Below are 19,025 nucleotides of genomic sequence, written 5' to 3' on the forward strand. Positions count from 1 at the left end.
TATTTCTATACTTTCCCACATTTAGAGTAGGTCTTGTTCCCTTTTTGTCCCTCGCTATTTAACTTATCGGCATGCCCTTCTAGCGGTTTAGTATGATCCCAATTGCCTTCAATTCGTCCTCGATTTTTATTCTGAAGACCAGATGCAGCCAGTTGCTCTTCTACGGACATTCCATCAAAAGCTTTTTGTTCACGTGGAGACAAACCTTCACGATAATTATCCATATGTTCTCTTATTTTAGCACCTTCAATACTGCGAGCAGTATCATGCGAAACCTTATCTGGAGTTAAAACTTCCATGTGATCAAAATCTTTAGCGGGAATCTTTCTTGAAGGGTCTCCTTTGGCATGCTCTCCTACCCTACGACTAGGATCATTTGAAATACCGTAATAAACCGTCTTACCATTCGCATCAACCAAACGATATACATATTCCTCCGTTAATCCGAATGGGTCTATCCATCCCGTCGGATTAAACACATACCCATACGGATTAAATCCACCCAATAACCCTATTGGGTCATGGCTAATATATTGCCCCACAAAGCGGTGGTTACATTTCAGAGGATTTGAATCATTTGCAGCATAATGGCGATGACCGTCAATCTCTGCTTCACCCCATAGGTTCAGTTTCTGCCGGTAGTCGATGTACCCGTCTTCGGTTAAAAGTTCGGTAATCGTCCCCACTTGGTCGGCAACAGTGTAATGTAACTGACCTTTTTCATATCGCGCTGTCGGGGTAAAATCATCTTCCTGATACAGCCCTGCCCAGTTGGCTTGGGTAAGTGCTAGATTACCTTCCACACCATTGATTTGCAATGGTGCTTCAGCGACCAGTTGATTTTGCTTATACAAATAACGATAGCCTGAAAGTGCGGTCAGGTTTTGTGATGTTTTTTCTCTTTGAGATTGTTCCTCTTTCGCCCAAAGTTCATTTATCTTATGCCAATAATCCTGATTTGCTCGGATTGGCATGTTGATAACTTGATTGGGTTGAGGCTGCTCTATTTGGATTTGGTATTTGGTGATACGTCTGCCAAAACTGTCGTATTCATAACGCCACGAGCCTTTGAATGGGCTATGTAGCTCAACAAGTTGGCTTTAACTATTCCACTTGTAATAAGTTGTAACTGGACGGAAACCTTTCTTCGTTTCTGTTTTGCTATGCAAGCGACCAAGTTCGTCATACTTATAGGTTTTATTACCAAATCGAGTAATTCGACCATTACGTTGTTTCATGCCGAAACTGGCATCATTTGCCGCTTCAAATTGATATTGACCTAAAGCATCAGTTTCACGTTGGGCTTTTTGTGTTAAGTTTAATTGACTGTCATAACGATAATGTTCACTATGACGAAGACCATTTAACACATCCGTCACTTGTCCATTTTTATTGACGCGATACTCTGTCGCTCCCCAATGGTTATCCTGAGTATGAACAAGGTTAAATGCTTTGTCATATTGCCATTTTCGGCTAATCTGTGTACCCGCAATTGGATAAGTTTGATTAGGTTGATAATCGCTAAGTTGTTGTTCCGTTAAACTGTTATTCCAACCACCACCCTGTGCTTGTAATAAACCTGAAGGACTAAAGTGCTCGGCTAAAATAAAACCATTTTGGTTTTGTTTGCGCGTTTGTCTGCCTAGTTTGTCATAGCTAAGATTGAGTGGGTTATGGTTATTGACTTGGAATTGGGTTAACTCACCATATTGGTTAAAACCTTGTGAAATTTTGACCGCACTTTCTACACCATGTGGTAATAGTAATGCGGTTTGTCTGCCATATTTGTCTAACTCTACCTCAATTCTCTCCCCATCTTGGATTTCGGCAATTAAACGATATTGCTCATCATATTCAAACTCGGTGATATGTTGGGCAAAATATGGCAAATATTGTGTATTGATAGTCTGACTTAGCTGACCTGTTTTATTCGTGTAGGTATAGCGTACCTGGTGAGCAAGTTCGTAACCCTCAAGATTGATATCATCAAAAGTGCGGTCAGTTCCTCCAGTGTTTTTCAGATTGTCTTGATACCGTTCTTTTGTTTTTTGGGTTGTCATGTCTGACGAGAAAGCAGTCTACCATTCTCGTCATACACGTAGCTTTCAACACTACCGTCTGCTTGTGTGCGGTGTGTTAATTGACCCCCCGGGTCATATGCATATTCTAGTGTTCTACTGGTAAAGTCCGTTTCCTTAATTAACTGACCAGCCTTATCGTATTCGTAACGATAAGTTGAGTCGTCCAGCAACGTGACCTTGCTTATATCACTGAAACTATTGTAGTCATAACGCGTTTCCCGTCCCAACGCATCGCGGATTTTCGTGACAATGTAATCCTTCTTGTGCTAATAACAACTCTCGCCGACATCCGCACTTGTAGAATGGACCTAAATACCTAGTCATCTCGTATACAAACACCTTTAAGCTCTGTCCTAAGAAGCTCTCGCTGCTTCTCATTCGTAGTTCCTGTAGTCAAAAATCTAAGGTTCTTAAGTTTCTTTAGGTACTCAATAGTTGATGGATATTTAAAAATATTCGTATCGACAAAATCTAAAAAGCGAATTTCACTATCTTGATTAATAAAATCTAACTCAGGTAATTTTTTATTTGCAGTAAATGAAAGATAAATCAATCTATTTAAATCTCTAATAAAATAAAAGTCACTCAACTTTAAATTAGAATCAAAGTGTAAGTAACGCATACTTTTATGAATAAAAATATTTTCTATTTTTTCTAAATTTGTCATACTTGATATACCCAAAGCCTTAACGCAATCATTCTTGGGTAAAATAATACTTTTTACTTTTCTAGCACCTACAACAAAAACTTTTTCTAATTGTTCAAATTTTGAAAAGTCTAGAATATCACTTTTACTTCCCATTAAATAAACAGATCTTGTATCGCTAGGTAAAACGACCTTACTAAAATCCAAATCTTTTAGGACACTACTAGGATCTTCGACAATATACTTTTGTCTCAAAATTCTATTTAAATCAATATATTCTTTATATGTCAGTTTTTTTTCAAATAAGGGTTCAATATCTTCAATATCAACCAGAGGGTTAATTGACATTAAACTATCTCTATCAGGAAAGCCCTTTTTTATTTTATCTAAGTAATAATCTAAGTTAGTCATTTTGAATCTCTTTTAATTAAAATATGGATTATTAAAATCAGGAACGCCATTAATTGTATATTTCTTCCATTTTTCTGGAGATACTGGTCGAGTAGGGCGGCGACCAGGAGCATTATTTGGTAGTGGTATGCCATTTGCATCAACACCATGCTTCATTTGCTCTACAAACCGTCTTACTCTTCTCTCACCTTTAGCACTTCTTCCTTCCATTTCTACAGGAGTATAAGTAACCTTATCTCCAACTGGTAATGTTCCACTATCTAAATGATTACCTGTTCTTGATTTAAAATCATCTGTAGAACCAGTATAGTTATTACCACCACTATCTGTAAATTGATAAACACCACCACCTTCAGGTGCATCACTCCCTTTTTTTACACTATCAACTGTTAATTCATCACCAATTTTTGGACAACCTGCCAATCCCAATGGATCAACCCACCCACTCGGATTAAACACATACCCATACGGATTAAATCCACCCAATAACCCTATCGGGTCATGGCTGATATATTGTCCTGTCTCCGGTGAGTAGTAACGAAAGCGATTATAATGCAACTCGCTTTCATCATCATAATACTGTCCCACAAAACGATGGTTGCATTTTAAAGGATTTGAATCATTTGCAGCATAATGGCGGTGTCCGTCAATCTCTGCTTCGCCCCATAGGTTCAGTTTCTGCCTATAATCGATATAACCGTCCTCGGTTAAAAGTTCGGTAATTGTCCCTACCTGGTCAGCAACAGCGTAATGTAACTGCCCTTTTTCATAACGTGCTGTCGGGGTGAAATCATCTTCCTGATACAGCCAGTAAATCGCATCTGCCCAGTTTGCTTGCGTTAAAGCTAGATTACCTTCCGTACTGGTGATTTGCAATGGTGCTTCAGCGACTAACTGATTTTGCTTATACAGATAGCGATAGCCTGAAAGTGCTGTCAGGTTTTGTGATGTTTTTTCACCTTGAGATTGTGCTTCTTTCGCCCAGAGCTCATTTATCTTATGCCAATAATCCTGATTTGCTCGGATTGGCATGTTGATAACTTGATTGGGTTGAGGCTGGTCTGTTTGGATTTGGTATTTGGTGATACGTCTGCCAAAACTATCGTATTCATAACGCCACGAGCCTTTGAATGGGCTATGTAGCTCAACAAGTTGGCTTTGGCTATTCCACTTGTAATAAGTTGTAACTGGACGGAAACCTTTCTTCGTTTCTGTTTTGCTATGCAAGCGACCAAGTTCATCATACTTATAGGTTTTATTACCAAATCGGGTAATTCGACCATTGCGTTGTTTCATACCGAAACTGGCATCATTTGCCGCTTCAAATTGGTATTGACCTAAACCATCAGTTTCACGTTGGGCTTTTTGTGTTAAGTTTAATTGGCTGTCATAGCGATAATGTTCACTATGACGAAGACCATTTAACACATCCGTCACTTGTCCATTTTTATTGACGCGATACTCTGTCGCTCCCCAATGGTTATCCTGAGTATGAACAAGGTTAAATGCTTTGTCATATTGCCATTTTCGGCTAATCTGTGTACCCGCAATTGGATAAGTTTGATTAGGTTGATAATCGCTAAGTTGTTGTTCCGTTAAACTGTTATTCCAACCACCACCCTGTGCTTGTAATAAACCTGAAGGACTAAAGTGCTCGGCTAAAATAAAACCATTTTGGTTTTGTTTGCGCGTTTGTCTGCCTAGTTTGTCATAGCTAAGATTGAGTGGGTTATGGTTATTGACTTGGAATTGGGTTAACTCACCATATTGGTTAAAACCTTGTGAAATTTTGACCGCACTTTCTACACCATGTGGTAATAGTAATGCGGTTTGTCTGCCATATTTGTCTAACTCTACCTCAATTCTCTCCCCATCTTGGATTTCGGCAATTAAACGATATTGCTCATCATATTCAAACTCGGTGATATGTTGGGCAAAATATGGCAAATATTGTGTATTGATAGTCTGACTTAGCTGACCTGTTTTATTCGTGTAGGTATAGCGTACCTGGTGAGCAAGTTCATAACGACAAATATCATTTCCTTGCAAAACAGGCTGCCAAGTATTACGTGTTAGTAGCTTATCTTCGTTATCATAAGCGAAAGTCTCAATATGTCCATCTGCTTGCGTCTTACGAATCAATCTGCCTACAGCATCATAAGCATACGCTCTGCTTCTCCCCGTAAAATCCGTTTCACGAACAAGTTGCCCCGCTTTGTCATATTCATAACAATAGCTATCACCCTGTGCATTTTTGACTTCGGTTAGACGTGTTAGTTTGTCGTAATGGAACGTCAGTGTTTCGCCATTCGGAAGCGTTTTACTTTCCAACAAGTCATAAGCACCATATTGAAACCTTGTCTCATTACCTTCGCCATCTATGATTTCAGTTAGCAATCTTTCACTATTATATTGAAAACGCTGAATTGTTCCCTCTGGCGTATCAATCCTTGTTAAGCTACCTTTAGGACTAGCGTGCCCTTCACTGTATTTATAACGATAAGTCGATCCATCAGTCCGAACTAACGTAGTAATTCGGTCAAATAGATCCCTTTCATACCGAGTGCGCTCCCCCTTACTATTGGTAACACCAATTAATTGATTTACCTCGTTATAACTATAACCAAAATAATTTCCATCTGGTAATTGTTGTCGGACGACTTGGTAATTCTCATTATAACGATATTCCCACTTCAGCTTATTAGGCGCTACAACAAAACGTAATTCATTACGATCGCCATAACGATATTCCCAATATTCCCCTAATGAGTTTTTAACTTCTAGTAATACCCCTTCTCCACTATATTTATAAAGGAATGCTCTACCATCTGGATGCACAATTTTGTTAATATCACCATACTCATCATAGGTATAACGAGTCTCTCGCCCTAACGCATCTCTATAAGCCACTTTCTGACTATAATTCCATTCACTTTCGGTAATATTACCTAGTGCATCTTGAATTTTCGTGACAACATAATCCTTATTATACCAATAGCAACTTTCTCCACCTTCTGCATCAATGTAATAGGTGCAATGGTTTTTATCATCATATTTATAAGTATCTTCATAGTGCCCAGACTCTGTCTTAGTGCTGATTACCCTACCTAATTTATCGTAGCTTATTTCTACTCGAGTTGCGTCACTATCCCACCAAGACGTCATATAACCGTCATTATTGTATCGGTGATGTAGCACTCCATATTGGAAAGAGTGGCAAAATTCTAATTGTCCTTTGTCATTATGTTCAAAACTTACTAAATGGTGGTTAATATTTTCAGATTTATATGTAATAGATTGAATTAAATGATTTTTATTTTGTATAGATAATGAGAACCCATCACTATGACAAACTTCTGACAAACCATCTTTTGTATAATTAAATGTGATTTTATTACCAAAACGATCTGAAATTTCAGTAAGATACCTAATTGATTTATCCCCAAATGGTTGAACAGAGAATAAATATTTTCTTTGCTGTTTTCGATTAAACAAATAAAGATTGTTTAAATCATCACTAAACAAGATTAAATGTTTACAGTACACATTTTGAGCATAGACTTTCTTCGTATGATAAGGATAATGGTAAGCTGCACCTTTCTCATTAAAATAAATAATTTCTTTATTTTCATTATCAATATGTAAACATTGGGACCATTCATCAAACCAATTTTGCCCTAAATGCCCACTATTTTGCTGAGTTGAATAATAATATCGATTAAGTCGTAATGGTAATGTTCTTTCGAATGACAGCACATGCCATTCTTGAATAAGATCTCCTCGTGCTACATCGACTGGGTCACCTACAGCTACTCTTGCATCAGCAAGCCCTTTGAATCCTTTAGCTAAGTCAACTATATCCATCACCAAACCAGTGTAAGTCGCTAACTCCTCTAGCCATAGAGGAACGCTTGATTTAATTGGTAAGCGACAGTCTGCTGATGTTTCATCCGTTTCAAGTACCGTTTGGCGACCACCTACCAGCGTTCCATCACAAGTCGTAGAATGACCAATACGTGCAATTGGACGACCATTCGCAAATACAGTTCTAGCTCCCTCTGCAACAAATTCTGGGCCTCCATGATCAGAACATTCTATTAAATCACCTACACGAGCAACCGCTTTACTTTCAAAAAAGACATTTGGTGAACCTTGCAAAACTTTACCTTTTTTCTCTCCATACTGTGATAAAGCATTGCCGACTCCACCGCAAACCCCTGTAACCGCACCACAGATTGCAGCCCCCATGAAAACACCGACTCCAGGAAGCGCAATAGCCAAAGCTGTTCCAAGTACAATTCCTCCCAGTATCCCCCAATACGTTGCACTTTTATTTTTGTGATATACATCATCACCTTCACAAATGGGATTATTTCCAGATTCAGGTATTGGTTCTTTTCCAAAAATATATTTCATGACAGCATGCGTCGCTTCTCCGCCTAAAAATTCACCAACTTTATAAGCGACCATACCAACAGCAGCCGCACCGGCAGCTGTTGCAAGCCCTGTCAAAGCTCCGGCCATTAATGCTCCCGCTGTAACTGAGCAAAAACCACCCGCAGCCGCTGCAGCGCTAACCATTCCACCACCGGCAGCCAAAGCGAAACCAGCACCAGTCATTACGTTATTTACACCGTCACTTTGTGCAAAATCTAACATTTGACGACGAAAGCTCGTTAAATCTCCCTGTGAAGATTGTCCGCCTGGAGACTGCATTGCTTGCATTTGGTCATTCATCTGTCCTCGAATGACCTCTTTCGTTGCAATATATGAACCAGCACTTACCGAACTTTGACCAAGACTCATCAAAACCTCCGACTTATTTTACATTACGGGCTTTAAAACTTTGCACCAGTTTCAATAAATACTCTTTTTGACCTTCCGTTAATGGCTTGTGTGATGACACCGTAATAATCGTTGGATGAATAGGTAAATTAATCACCGTTGAAACTTGGTGCAGACGCCCTTCTGGAGAATCCCATTTAAATTCAGACATCACCGCATCATAACCATCAACTTTTATTGGTTTACGATGAATTTCTTCATAGCCTTTTAACTGACGACTGACCATTTTAAATTGATCTTCAGCAAACTCAGAGAATGTCATTCCAAGAGGTAACTCATCTCTAGATATTGAAATATTAAGTTGTGATGGATGTGATAACAAAATAATACTTCTATCTTGCCATTCTGATGAAATATCTAGTGTTCCTTCATTAAAATAAAACATGTTTACCTCTTTTATTTATTTAAGTGAATTTCAGGCGCTATAGCATATACACCACTAGCCTTTATAGTGATGCCAGAACCATCACCAAAACTAATGGTAATAGCATCTGTTGTCATATTTAAAGTAGCTGCTCCAACGTTTAATACAATAGATTCGCTTCCTACCATTTGAATAGCTTTAGCCTGTGTTGCTCTAGTTTCTGCAACACTTTCATATAAATTCCCTGCTCCAATTGTTTTGCTATCGTCACCAGCCGTTACTTCAACGCTTCTATGACCTGCCTTAACAACTAAAGAATCATTTCCTGTCTGAACCTCTACACCTCTATCACCAGTTTTTACTATTAGAGATTGATTCCCTTCCTCTACTAAAATTGATCTATTACCCTTAACAGACTCTGATGAATTACCTGATTGAATAACCCTTGTTTGATCACCTGATTCAACCGTTATATTACGATTTCCTTTTACTGATTCACTCAAATCACCCGATTGAACTGTTCTAGTCTCATTACCTCCAACAACCGTAATACTACGATTATTTTGAATTGTCGAAGTTTGATCATTCAAGACCTTCGTATTCATATCCTTTTGAGCATGCAAATCAAGACGTTGATTATTCGTTGCATCGTCCATCATCAAACCATTATAACCACCGCCTTTATAAGTCTGAGACATCAGGTTCATTTGCGTCTTCGCAGCTGGTAATGCATCAGGTGGCATATTCGTTGCATGGTAAGTTCGACCTGTCACTATCGGTTGGTCTGGGTCGCCTTCTAAAAAGTCTACAACGATTTCTTGACCTACACGAGGAATAGCTATCATCCCCCAGTTCTTACCTGCCCAAGGTTGAGTCACTCGTATCCAGCAAGAACTGTGGTCATTGTATTGGCCTTCTCTATCCCATAAAAATTGCAGTTTAATTCGACCAAATTTATCACAGTAAATCTCTTCATCTTTTGGACCGACCACTATCGCAATCTGTGGTCCCTCCACTCTAGGCTTCGTCAATTGCATTGGACGCCAACTTTGATGTCTTGGGATAAACTCAAATTCATTTTCTAGTGTCGTCGCTTTATCGCCACCTTCTTGCTCTAAAGCCTGCGGTTGGCTTCCACGATATACAATTCGGCTAATTTGCCATAAGGTATTTAAACTCGCATTTGGGTGGTTAGTAAGCTGTAATAAGCCACCTACACTCAGTTGAGCACTATTACTCTTTCCCCAACCTTGGTGTGCATCCGTTCTTAAACTTTCCAAACGATATTGGGTAAAAGCTTTACCTTGGTTTTCGTCTTTAAAACGACCTGGATAGTCATAATGCTCATAACCACTACGTTGATTATTCGCATCTCCCGCTTCCTTATTAAACTCCGCCGTCCAACTTGGGTTTTTAAAGGTATAGTCTTTTAACTTCACTTCCGACGGACGCACTCGTTCACTTCGGTTAAATGCCGTCACCACCGTTTCTTGTAATTGTGCTTTTTTATTGAGGTTATAAGGAAGAGATACCGCATTACCATTATTTAAGGTTTGGGCATCATCACTGAATATCAGTTTGGTTTGACCACCATCTTGTTCAAAATAATAAGTTAACCCTTCTTCTGCACTTAAACGTTGTAAGAATGCTAAATCGGTTTCTCGGTATTGAACACAAAACTCTCGTGGGGGATGTTCGTGTCTTAAATCAAAACGATATTGCGTCACCCCATTTTCAGTGAGTAAGCTTTGTAAAATATCAATAGGCGACTCATTTTGGAAGATTCGTGAGTTACGTCTTAAGCCTAAACGCCATAACTCTGGATTGATTTCCATTCGGTAGAAGGTTTGTCTAAAACCGCTATCTCCCTGTTCAAAAGAAGATACCATCCCACTTACACTACGTAATAACTCACCATTACGCCAAATGCTTAATGTTGCTTGGTTATCTAAAACATCACTAAAATTAACCGCACTTTGTGGGCTACTTAATAATAAGTTGATTTCAAATGGAGTACTGTAAGCTTCTCGATATTCAAAACTGACAACTTTGAAGGTATTGGGTGGTAAATTGCCTGCTTGTAAGGTAAATTGTAAACCGCTTGGGCTTTTGTTTAGGAGGGAGGATATTGAACTTAATCCATCACTTAAACTGCTAGGAATATCTGAAGTTGGAAGCGTTGCAGAAGATAAATTTGGTAAGGATGAGGACAAATTTTGCATAGAGGGAGAAGATAACCCTCGACCTGACTCTACGATTCCCTGTGGAGAAATACCACTTTGACGCCCCATACTTTGAAGGGATTGAACGCGTTTGATGCTCTCTTCACCCAGCGATTTTATCTTTTCTACTTGAGAAAGAGATTGCTGTACTTTCTCTACTTTTTGGGTAACTTTATCTGCCCCCGCTAACTCACCCAACGTACTAGTATGTTGGCTTAAGTCTGTCACACTTGTTAGGGTTTTATCTAATGTTGATTTTGTCATAGCTTACTCATCGTCATTGATTATTTCAAACCATTATAATATAGCTATTCATTATATGCCAATTTTCTGGCTAGTCTCATTCACGCTATATATTCCAGCATTAAATCTACTGAACTAATCGATTAAAATAATGGACTAATAAAAAACGAATTAGTTTCAATTAAACAATATAAAAAAACAGGGAATATCATTGCATAAAAAGTTATACTGCTAAGGGTGTATTCTATACAATAGAAAAAAGATTAACTTTCAAGGCAACACAAGAAAACCTGTATAACAAATTACTTTAAAATAAACTTTTGATTTCCATTTAGGAGTAAATATGAATTTTCTCAAAAAAGTGATCACCATACTGACCTTAGGCTTCTGTACTCTATCTGTACAAGCCTCTCCTTTTAGTATCAGTGAGCAACAAATTAACCAGTACTTAAGTGAAAAAGGCACGATTAATGACAAGCTCGGTATCCCAGGATTATTTTCTGTGGATTACGCACTGAAAGATTTGGTGACTCAAATCGGGCAAACTGAAAGCAATCGTGTTGAAATGAGCGGTTTGGTTGATACGCTTATTCGTTTATCTGGTAAAACCTACCCAGCTAAATTACATTTAACCTTTGATGCAGTTCCAGAATATAACGCACAAGAAGGGGCGCTCTATTTAAAAAATCTGCGGATTTTACGCTGGTCTGGCGAACCTAATAGTGCAATGGATCAACTCCAAGATGTTATGCCGCTATTAAGCGATGGTGTAGCTGCCTTATTAAGTCGGATACCAGTTTACACCTTAGATGAAAGTGATATGAAACAAATGCTAATTAAAAAATTCGCTAAGGAAATTAAAGTTGAAAAAGGTCGATTGGAATTAATTGGTGGAATGTTTTAACAAAAAGGGCGTATTAAACGTCCTTTTTATAACTCACTCATTTTAAAATTAATTATTTAATTTCAAATTTAGCCAAGATTCTCTTATCAAAATCAGAGAGTTCATTCTTTTCTTTAATTATATTTCCGTCTTTATCATACTGGCGGAATGTTATTAAAAAACCAGCAACTCTTTTCTCAATACGCATTACTTCCCCTGTTTCATAGAATTCAAAACATTCCCCAAAAGTCACATTATCCCTCATCTCTAAAATTCTTTTTACGTTACTATTAGGATAAAACTCAACATATTGCCCATTTCTCACCCCGTCCTTAACAAACATATACACTACAATGACATTGCTATCACGATAAAAATCGTAAGCTATTCCTGTAAATGGAATTTCATTTCCATTTTTATCATAAAAAACAATATATGCACAATCGTCATAACCATCACTAGCAAACTCTAAATTATCAAATGGTATACCCATTTTTAAAATATTTTCTCTTGATAAAGTTTCTTTTTTCATGGTTTAGTTACTTCTGATATAGGATGATCTTTTTTCTCTTGGGATAGGCTATAACGTATTTTCATCCAGAAAGCAGCCATTTTTAGTTAACACATTTTGTTCAACTTTTTATAAACTAGATAACAACACGAATAAGTATAGGAAAACCCACAACTAACGTTTCAATCAATTAAACATTTTGTGAACAGTTATCCTACTCCAATAAACGCCCTTTTTTATAACTCAATAATAGCTCGCAAACCTTGAATTTGTCCGTTAACTTCAATATTTTCCAATCGGAAACGGTAATGGTGTAATTCTGCAATTCTTGCCACAATAGACAATCCAAGCCCACTTCCCTTTTCATTTTGTCCTGCTGGACGATAAAAACGCTGCCCTAATTTTGCTAATTCTTCTGGGTCAACACCACCGCCATTATCTTCGATAAGAATCTTACGCGGCTGCAAAATCAAACGTACCTGAGTACCTTGCGGACAGTATTTAATGGCGTTATCTAATAAGTTTCGTAGCATTTGTGCAAGTAATAATGGCTGCCCTTGCTTAGCGGCAGGATCTCCTTGATGCTCAAACTGCAATTCGATTTGGCGTTGCTGTGCGCTGAAATATAACTCACCGATAAGTGAAGTTATCATTTCTGACCAATGAATCGGTTCCTGATGATTTAATTCTTTAAGATTATCCAAGCGAGAAAGTGTAAGAAGCTGTTCAATTAATTGGGTTGCTCGGTCAATACCTTGGGTTAAATGCGCTAAGGCCATTTCACGAGTTTGTGCATCATCGCCAGCCAACTGTGCGACTTCCGTTTGAATACGTAATGCCGCTAATGGGCTACGTAATTCATGTGCTGCATCAGAAACAAAGCGGCGCTCCCGTTCCAACTGCTCACTGGTACGTGTGAAAAATTGATTTAAGTTTTGGACTAACGGTAAAATCTCTGTTGGCACATCATCGGTTTCTAATAACGATACATCACCTGGTCGGCGAGCTTGTACGTTTCGACTCAATCGATTAATTGGTTTTAATGCACGATAAATCACAATAAACGCGACCAATAAGAGTACTGGTAATCCTGCAAACCAAATTCCTGTTTGGCTGAAAACCATTTTATTGACCAACTCTTCGCGATATTCTAACTCTTGACCTACGGCGATCACCAATTCACCATTACCAACAGGTTGCCAATAAATCAACCATTCATCGTCATCATCTAAAATATGCGCTTTACTAAAACCAGTTTTATTTTGAAAAATAAATTTATCGCCATTATCACCATCGGTTAATAATCTTTCACCTTTGTTAGAAAATATGGCAAAGGCTAACGCATCATTATCGTAATGACGTTTCTGTGATTTAAATCCACCACGTGGAAAGTTCGCATTTTCGCCCAATAATACATTTTTCAAATCAGAAGCTGCCAAACGCTCGGCAAAAAGTACTTGTTGTGCATTAAACACATCTTTGACTTCTTTTTTAACAACCGTCCAAGCAACAGCCGTGGCAACGCACCACACACAAAGTGCGGTCAAACTTAAACCGATTAAGAGACGAAAACTCAGTCGTTTATTTTTCATTAACTTGTCCTAAAGCATAGCCAACGCCATGTACCGTACGAATAAATTGTTTACCCAGCTTTTGACGCAAATTATAAATATGTACGTCCAATGCACCACTACTTAATTCTTCATCCCAATTTGACAATTTTTCTTCAATGGTCGCACGTGAAAGCACTCGTTCTTTATTCAGCATAAAAAGCTCGAGTAATTTATATTCACGTCTGGTTAATGTAATTTCATCCTCATTCAACCAAGCCTTACGCTGTGCAGGATCGAGTTTGACATTGCCATGCTCAATCTGCGGTTTGACTTGCCCATAACGACGACGAATTAATGCTTGTAATCTCACCACCACTTCAGCCAAAGCAAAAGGTTTGCAAAGATAATCATCGGCACCTTGTTGAATGCCTTTAATCCGTTCATCCAATGTATCACGTGCAGTTAAGATCAATACAGGCACATCTTGATTATTTGAGCGCCATTGTTTTAATACATCCAAACCATCCAGTTTAGGCAGGGTTAAATCCAATACCACCGCATCATAAGGTGCACCAATTAAGGCATTTAATCCACTTTGCCCATCAGTAAACCAATCTACAATAAAACCTGATTTCGTTAAACCAATTTGCAGACCATTGCCGATGAGAGGATCGTCTTCTACTAATAAAACTCGCATAATATTGACCGCACTTTTACCTTTCTCAAAACAAAAAATGGCGGGCTTTTGCCCACCACTTCAAATTATATGAATTATTGCGCTTTTTCAACGCTAATGACTTCAAGCTCTGGTTTTTCAAACATTTCATTGTCTAGTTTACCGTAAACGCGGATTTTATCCTGAGATCCCACATTTAAGCCATTCCAAACGCGGTTTTTAATTTCCAATTTAATTTGGTCTGAACCATCGGTAAAAATATATTCATCACCATCAATTTGTTGAGTGATGTTACCGACTAAGGTAATCATAGAATTATCTTTCGCAGATAATGCTTGTTTAACAGTCAGTTGTTGACCTTGGTTGCCACCTTGGAAGCCACCTTGTGCAGTGTTACCATTAAAACCAGCAAATGCTGCTGAAGTAGATAAAGCTAAAAGGGTTGCTAAAGCTAATTTTTTCATCATGTTCTCCTAAATAAAATTAAGCATAAATAGTCATGTTTCAAAGCGAAGGATTATCCTCATTGCTGCCTTGTTGATGCTTATTAAACACAACAAATCTTAATGAAATCTTAAGCAACCTTAAGATTTTTAAATTTTTTTTAAATCACCAACAAAATCGCTCATTCACCAAGTTATCTTGGCGTTCTTTTTCCCATTTCGCTTTATTTTCAGGATTAGCAAAATAGCGGTCTTGCTCAACTAAACGCGCATCAAGTTTTGCCTCTGCTTCTTTTAATGCCTGTTTTCTATCTGGATGTTTGCTTGGTAATTGAGGTAAAAATACAGTCTGATACGGGTGATTTTTCGCCCAGTCAATCGCATCTTGCGCCGCTTTGTGTTGCTTATTCAAATCACAGAACGCATAGGGATTGACATGTTGTCCTACTAATTGCCCAAATGCTGTGTTATTCGAGACTGTTAATTTATCTAAATCCAACACATATAACGCGGTGATTAAACGATTTTGCCCACTATAAAACCATTTTACCGCATCATCACGCAAGCCAAAATCATAAGCACGAGCAGAAAGTGCAAACATTGTCATCGGAGACACAAAATCCACTTTTTTCTCAATAATATTGACCGCACTTTCAAAATCTTTTTGTGTGTTTTTCAGTAATAACGCATCAATATCTTTGTTCACATTAATCTGTTCAAGTCGCCCATCTCTGGCATCGTAATAAGGCTTTACATACATATCAATATGCTTAACCGGCTCTTTTGAAATGGTGCTACAAGCCGTTAATAAAAGTGCGGTTAAAATTAACGTTAATTTTAGAAAGGTTTGCATGGTCTTCCCTTATGATGAATATTAGCTCGCTATATTACAACAAAAGAGCCGTGAGTTTTACTTCTCTTTCTTCTATAATGAGCAAAATTTTTTTTATTTTGTTTCATGAAAATCCATCTTATTCAGCGCCAAATCATCTTAGATTTCGATAACCAAACTTCCCTGCTTAACTTTTTAGAACAACATCAAATTCACCATGAATATCAATGTCGTTCGGGCTATTGTGGTTCTTGCCGCGTGAAGATCAAAAAAGGCAAGGTATCTTACGCCGAAGCGCCCCTTGCCTTTATTCAACCCGATGAGATTCTACTGTGTTGTTGTCGGGTGGAAAGTGATTTGGAAATAGAATTATAAATTATTTAAATCCAATACATCTGTCATATCAAACAATCCATGAGATTGTTTTTCTAACCATTTACCTGCACGCACTGCGCCATTGGCAAATGTCATACGGCTTGATGCTTTGTGAGCAATTTCAACGCGCTCACCAATATCCGCAAACCAGACACTATGTTCACCCACTACATCAGAGGCACGAATGGTAGAGAAACCAATTTCATCACGTTTGCGTTCGCCTGTAATGCCTTCGCGACAAAATACACCATGAGTTTTCAAATCACGACCTAGGGTTTTCGCAATATGTTCTCCCATAGAAAGTGCAGTACCAGATGGTGCATCCACTTTGTGGCGGTGGTGTGCTTCAATGATTTCGATATCGCAATAATCGCCCATCACTTTGGCGGCTTTTTCTAATAGTTTAAACACCAAATTCACACCCACACTGAAATTGGATGCAAATACAATGGCAATTTTTTCTGATGCGGCTTGAATTGCAGCTTTACCTGCATCATCAAAACCTGTGGTGCCAATCACCATCTTTTTGTTATTAGCGACACAAAATGCGATATGCTCAAGCGTGCCTTCCGGACGCGTGAAATCAATCAGCAAATCAAAGTTATCTTTTTCTGCATTTAAATCATCTGATACTTTGACACCTAATGCACCAATACCCGCAAGCTCACCGGCATCTGCGCCTACTAAAGAGGATCCTTTACGCTCAAAAGCAGCACCTAATTCTGCCCATTCTGCATTATGTACGGCTTGAATTAATTGACGCCCCATTCTTCCGCCAGCACCGGCGATCGCAATTTTTAATGTCATGTTTTGTCCTTTTTTATCAAATTAAAGCGTGTTGAACGCCACTATAAATTAAATAGATTCCGAAGAAAATAAAAATCAGCCCTGCTGCATTATCAATATAGCGACTATATTGGCTATAAAACTGTTTTGCAACAGAACGCGAAAAAAGCACCGAAATGATGTAGAAATATAAAAAGGTTTCTACGGTAATCACGGCTAGTGCGGTCAAAATTTGTGATGTTTCGGTAATATTCACTAAAACCAATGACATCACACTGCTGAAATAAATCACAACTTTAGCATTAGACAAATTGACTAATAAGCCTTTCATAATGCTCGTTAAAGTCGATTGATTTAGCATATTTGCATTCTGTTTTTCATCAAAGACTGCATTGGTTTTCACTTTTGCCATTTTAATGCCGAGATAAACTAAATACGACCCACCAAGCATCATCACAATACCTTGAATAATTGGCATGCTGGCAAAAATAATGGCGAGCCCTAAAACAGCAGCCGTTGCCCAAATTAATACACCAATGGTAATCCCAATCACGCCACCAATGGCTTCTCGACGAGAACTCATGGCTGAAACTCGGCTAACATAGAAAAAATCTGGGCCAGGCGAAAGTAAACCAACAAGATGAATAATCATCAAATTTAGCATGGCAAGCCTACTATACGTAATATAGCAATCACGATAACAGCATAGATTGCTGCTAAAACATCATCCACCATAATCCCAAAACCGCTTTCCAGTTTTTGGTCAAAATAACGGATGGGATAAGGTTTTAAAATATCGAAGAAACGGAAAAGTACAAAGGCAATGACAATCCAAAGTAAAGATAAAGTTGGAATCGCGGCTAACACGATAAATACCCCAACAAATTCATCCCAAACAATGGAGCCATGATCATGAACGCCCATATCATCTGCGGTTTTTTGGCATAGATAACAGCCAAGCGCAAAGCAAAGTGCGGTCAAAATTAAGAAGATTTTTAGTCCAAGACAAGCTAATAATGCGGAGCCTAACATCGTTCCTGCTAAACTTCCCCATGTACCCGGTGCAGGACTAATTAATCCTGAACCGAAACCTAATGCAAGTAAATGAACTGGATTTTTTAAGCTAACTCTATTAAGAGGTGCACTATTCATTATTTATCCTTAAAATGATCGAAACCAGAGGGCGCTTGATAATTGATGACACGTCCATCTTTAAAAAAAGTAGTCTGATTGCTATTTTGCGGAACGATTTTTCCAATACAAGTGTAAGGTAGATTCAACGATTGGGACAACTTTTCAATCTCGGCCTTTTTATTTGCGGGAACCGTAAAGCAAAGTTCATAATCTTCCCCGCCACTTAATGCAAACGCTTCTGCTTTTTCTAAGCGATATGTTTTTTTGAGTGAGGTGGATAAAGGCAAGGAAGATAACTCAATCTCTGCAGAACATTGGCTTCTCGTTAAAATATGCCCTAAATCGGCAACAAGACCATCTGAAATATCAATGCATGAATGCGCTACATCCACTAAGGCTTGGCCTAATTCAACGCGTGGTGTTGGGTGAAAATGACGTTTTACTAAAAATTCAGTATCAAAATCGACCGCACTTTTACCCTGTAAGATCCAATTTAAACCCGCCGCACTATCACCTAACGTGCCCGATACATAAATTAAATCTCCAACCTTCGCGTTATGTCGGAATAAAGCCTTTCCTTTTGGTACGAAACCTTGTGCCGTAATAGTTACAGAAAGTGGGCCTTTTGTTGTATCACCACCAATTAAAGTCACATCATATTGATTTAATGTATCAAACAAGCTTTGACTAAATTGGCTTAGCCAGTTTTCATCAACTTTAGGTAATGTGAGTGCAAGAGAAATCCAAGCGGGTTTCGCGCCCATAGTAGCTAAATCACTTAGATTTGTCGCGATAGCTTTATACGCTAAATCTTGGGGAGAAATGGAAGATAAAAAATGCGTGCCCTCGACCATTGTATCGGTGGTAATGGCAAGCTGATAGCCTTCAGGAATATGAGTGATCGCACAATCATCCCCAATACTGAAATCAACAAAGTGTTGATTGCCTTTTTGTATTGAGAAATATCGCCCTATAAGATCAAATTCGCCCGTACTCATTTTATCTTTGCACTCAAAAACA

17 protein-coding genes are annotated in these 19,025 nt (G+C 38.4%); 2 read left to right on the plus strand and 15 right to left on the minus strand.

Annotated features, from left to right (window positions below; translation table 11 throughout):
- Window positions 1-5: 5 nt before the first annotated feature.
- From INP94_RS08895 to INP94_RS08925, 6 genes are all read right to left on the minus strand, one after another.
- The gene (locus INP94_RS08895; RefSeq protein ID WP_197543374.1) at window positions 6-974 is read right to left on the minus strand and encodes a GIY-YIG nuclease family protein; all 969 of its coding nucleotides are present in this window, start codon (window positions 972-974) and stop codon (window positions 6-8) included.
- A 126-nt stretch (window positions 975-1,100) separates the two neighbouring features.
- Window positions 1,101-2,060, minus strand: coding sequence for a hypothetical protein (locus INP94_RS08900; RefSeq protein WP_197543375.1), 960 nt, complete (start codon window positions 2,058-2,060; stop codon window positions 1,101-1,103).
- 337 nt (window positions 2,061-2,397) lie between these two features.
- Window positions 2,398-3,138, minus strand: a complete 741-nt coding sequence (locus tag INP94_RS08910; RefSeq protein WP_197543377.1) for a hypothetical protein — start codon at window positions 3,136-3,138, stop codon at window positions 2,398-2,400.
- A 12-nt stretch (window positions 3,139-3,150) separates the two neighbouring features.
- Window positions 3,151-7,944, minus strand: a complete 4,794-nt coding sequence (locus INP94_RS08915; protein WP_197543378.1) for an RHS repeat-associated core domain-containing protein — start codon at window positions 7,942-7,944, stop codon at window positions 3,151-3,153.
- 13 nt (window positions 7,945-7,957) lie between these two features.
- On the minus strand, window positions 7,958-8,368 hold the full coding sequence (locus INP94_RS08920) for a DcrB-related protein (protein WP_197543379.1): 411 nt from the start codon (window positions 8,366-8,368) through the stop codon (window positions 7,958-7,960).
- Window positions 8,369-8,379: 11 nt separating this feature from the next.
- The gene (locus tag INP94_RS08925; protein WP_232087399.1) at window positions 8,380-10,833 is read right to left on the minus strand and encodes a type VI secretion system Vgr family protein; all 2,454 of its coding nucleotides are present in this window, start codon (window positions 10,831-10,833) and stop codon (window positions 8,380-8,382) included.
- Between the two features lie 322 nt (window positions 10,834-11,155).
- On the opposite strand from INP94_RS08925, the gene INP94_RS08930 reads away from it, so the two are divergent.
- On the plus strand, window positions 11,156-11,716 hold the full coding sequence (locus tag INP94_RS08930; RefSeq protein ID WP_197543380.1) for a YceB family lipoprotein: 561 nt from the start codon (window positions 11,156-11,158) through the stop codon (window positions 11,714-11,716).
- 52 nt (window positions 11,717-11,768) lie between these two features.
- On the opposite strand, the gene INP94_RS08935 is transcribed toward INP94_RS08930, so the two are convergent.
- The 5 genes from INP94_RS08935 to INP94_RS08955 form a co-directional block, all read right to left on the minus strand.
- Complete coding sequence (locus INP94_RS08935) at window positions 11,769-12,227, minus strand: toxin-antitoxin system YwqK family antitoxin (protein WP_197543381.1); 459 nt, start codon at window positions 12,225-12,227, stop codon at window positions 11,769-11,771.
- A gap of 215 nt (window positions 12,228-12,442) precedes the next feature.
- Window positions 12,443-13,798: a quorum sensing histidine kinase QseC gene (qseC, locus tag INP94_RS08940; RefSeq protein WP_197543382.1), complete on the minus strand. Its 1,356-nt coding sequence runs from the start codon at window positions 13,796-13,798 to the stop codon at window positions 12,443-12,445.
- The gene (locus INP94_RS08945) at window positions 13,788-14,456 is read right to left on the minus strand and encodes a response regulator (protein ID WP_197543383.1); all 669 of its coding nucleotides are present in this window, start codon (window positions 14,454-14,456) and stop codon (window positions 13,788-13,790) included. The genes qseC and INP94_RS08945 overlap by 11 nt, the downstream gene beginning before the upstream one ends.
- Window positions 14,457-14,530: 74 nt before the next feature.
- Window positions 14,531-14,899, minus strand: a complete 369-nt coding sequence (locus INP94_RS08950; protein WP_197544293.1) for a NirD/YgiW/YdeI family stress tolerance protein — start codon at window positions 14,897-14,899, stop codon at window positions 14,531-14,533.
- A 145-nt stretch (window positions 14,900-15,044) separates the two neighbouring features.
- A complete protein-coding gene (locus tag INP94_RS08955) occupies window positions 15,045-15,731 on the minus strand; it encodes a hypothetical protein (protein WP_197543384.1) in 687 nt (228 codons plus the stop codon).
- A 105-nt stretch (window positions 15,732-15,836) separates the two neighbouring features.
- Between INP94_RS08955 and yfaE the strand changes: the two genes are divergently transcribed.
- Window positions 15,837-16,085, plus strand: a complete 249-nt coding sequence (yfaE, locus tag INP94_RS08960; protein ID WP_197543385.1) for a class I ribonucleotide reductase maintenance protein YfaE — start codon at window positions 15,837-15,839, stop codon at window positions 16,083-16,085.
- On the opposite strand, the gene dapB is transcribed toward yfaE, so the two are convergent.
- From dapB to thiL, 4 genes are read right to left on the minus strand one after another with little or no spacing between them, the layout of a single operon-like run.
- The gene (dapB, locus tag INP94_RS08965) at window positions 16,080-16,892 is read right to left on the minus strand and encodes a 4-hydroxy-tetrahydrodipicolinate reductase (protein WP_197543386.1); all 813 of its coding nucleotides are present in this window, start codon (window positions 16,890-16,892) and stop codon (window positions 16,080-16,082) included. The two genes, yfaE and dapB, sit on opposite strands and share 6 nt — an antisense overlap.
- A gap of 16 nt (window positions 16,893-16,908) precedes the next feature.
- On the minus strand, window positions 16,909-17,535 hold the full coding sequence (locus tag INP94_RS08970; RefSeq protein WP_197543387.1) for a LysE family transporter: 627 nt from the start codon (window positions 17,533-17,535) through the stop codon (window positions 16,909-16,911).
- Entirely contained in the window at window positions 17,529-18,023 is a 495-nt protein-coding gene (locus tag INP94_RS08975; protein WP_420026407.1) for a phosphatidylglycerophosphatase A family protein, read from the minus strand. The genes INP94_RS08970 and INP94_RS08975 overlap by 7 nt, the downstream gene beginning before the upstream one ends.
- Window positions 18,023-19,003, minus strand: a complete 981-nt coding sequence (thiL, locus tag INP94_RS08980; protein ID WP_197543388.1) for a thiamine-phosphate kinase — start codon at window positions 19,001-19,003, stop codon at window positions 18,023-18,025. The genes INP94_RS08975 and thiL overlap by 1 nt, the downstream gene beginning before the upstream one ends.
- Window positions 19,004-19,025: the final 22 nt, after the last annotated feature.

The sequence above is a fragment of the Haemophilus parainfluenzae genome, from assembly GCF_014931395.1.
In the GTDB taxonomy this organism is placed as follows: domain Bacteria; phylum Pseudomonadota; class Gammaproteobacteria; order Enterobacterales; family Pasteurellaceae; genus Haemophilus_D.

Bases quoted from the DNA above. Each gene is read 5' to 3' on its own strand.
- INP94_RS08895 (WP_197543374.1), bottom strand. From the start codon at position 974: ATGCCAATCCGAGCAAATCAGGATTATTGGCATAAGATAAATGAACTT.
- INP94_RS08900 (WP_197543375.1), bottom strand. From the start codon at position 2,060: ATGACAACCCAAAAAACAAAAGAACGGTATCAAGACAATCTGAAAAAC.
- INP94_RS08910 (WP_197543377.1), bottom strand. From the start codon at position 3,138: ATGACTAACTTAGATTATTACTTAGATAAAATAAAAAAGGGCTTTCCT.
- INP94_RS08915 (WP_197543378.1), bottom strand. From the start codon at position 7,944: ATGAGTCTTGGTCAAAGTTCGGTAAGTGCTGGTTCATATATTGCAACG.
- INP94_RS08920 (WP_197543379.1), bottom strand. From the start codon at position 8,368: ATGTTTTATTTTAATGAAGGAACACTAGATATTTCATCAGAATGGCAA.
- INP94_RS08925 (WP_232087399.1), bottom strand. From the start codon at position 10,833: ATGACAAAATCAACATTAGATAAAACCCTAACAAGTGTGACAGACTTA.
- INP94_RS08930 (WP_197543380.1), top strand. From the start codon at position 11,156: ATGAATTTTCTCAAAAAAGTGATCACCATACTGACCTTAGGCTTCTGT.
- INP94_RS08935 (WP_197543381.1), bottom strand. From the start codon at position 12,227: ATGAAAAAAGAAACTTTATCAAGAGAAAATATTTTAAAAATGGGTATA.
- qseC (WP_197543382.1), bottom strand. From the start codon at position 13,798: ATGAAAAATAAACGACTGAGTTTTCGTCTCTTAATCGGTTTAAGTTTG.
- INP94_RS08945 (WP_197543383.1), bottom strand. From the start codon at position 14,456: ATGCGAGTTTTATTAGTAGAAGACGATCCTCTCATCGGCAATGGTCTG.
- INP94_RS08950 (WP_197544293.1), bottom strand. From the start codon at position 14,899: ATGAAAAAATTAGCTTTAGCAACCCTTTTAGCTTTATCTACTTCAGCA.
- INP94_RS08955 (WP_197543384.1), bottom strand. From the start codon at position 15,731: ATGCAAACCTTTCTAAAATTAACGTTAATTTTAACCGCACTTTTATTA.
- yfaE (WP_197543385.1), top strand. From the start codon at position 15,837: ATGAAAATCCATCTTATTCAGCGCCAAATCATCTTAGATTTCGATAAC.
- dapB (WP_197543386.1), bottom strand. From the start codon at position 16,892: ATGACATTAAAAATTGCGATCGCCGGTGCTGGCGGAAGAATGGGGCGT.
- INP94_RS08970 (WP_197543387.1), bottom strand. From the start codon at position 17,535: ATGCTAAATTTGATGATTATTCATCTTGTTGGTTTACTTTCGCCTGGC.
- INP94_RS08975 (WP_420026407.1), bottom strand. From the start codon at position 18,023: ATGAATAGTGCACCTCTTAATAGAGTTAGCTTAAAAAATCCAGTTCAT.
- thiL (WP_197543388.1), bottom strand. From the start codon at position 19,003: ATGAGTACGGGCGAATTTGATCTTATAGGGCGATATTTCTCAATACAA.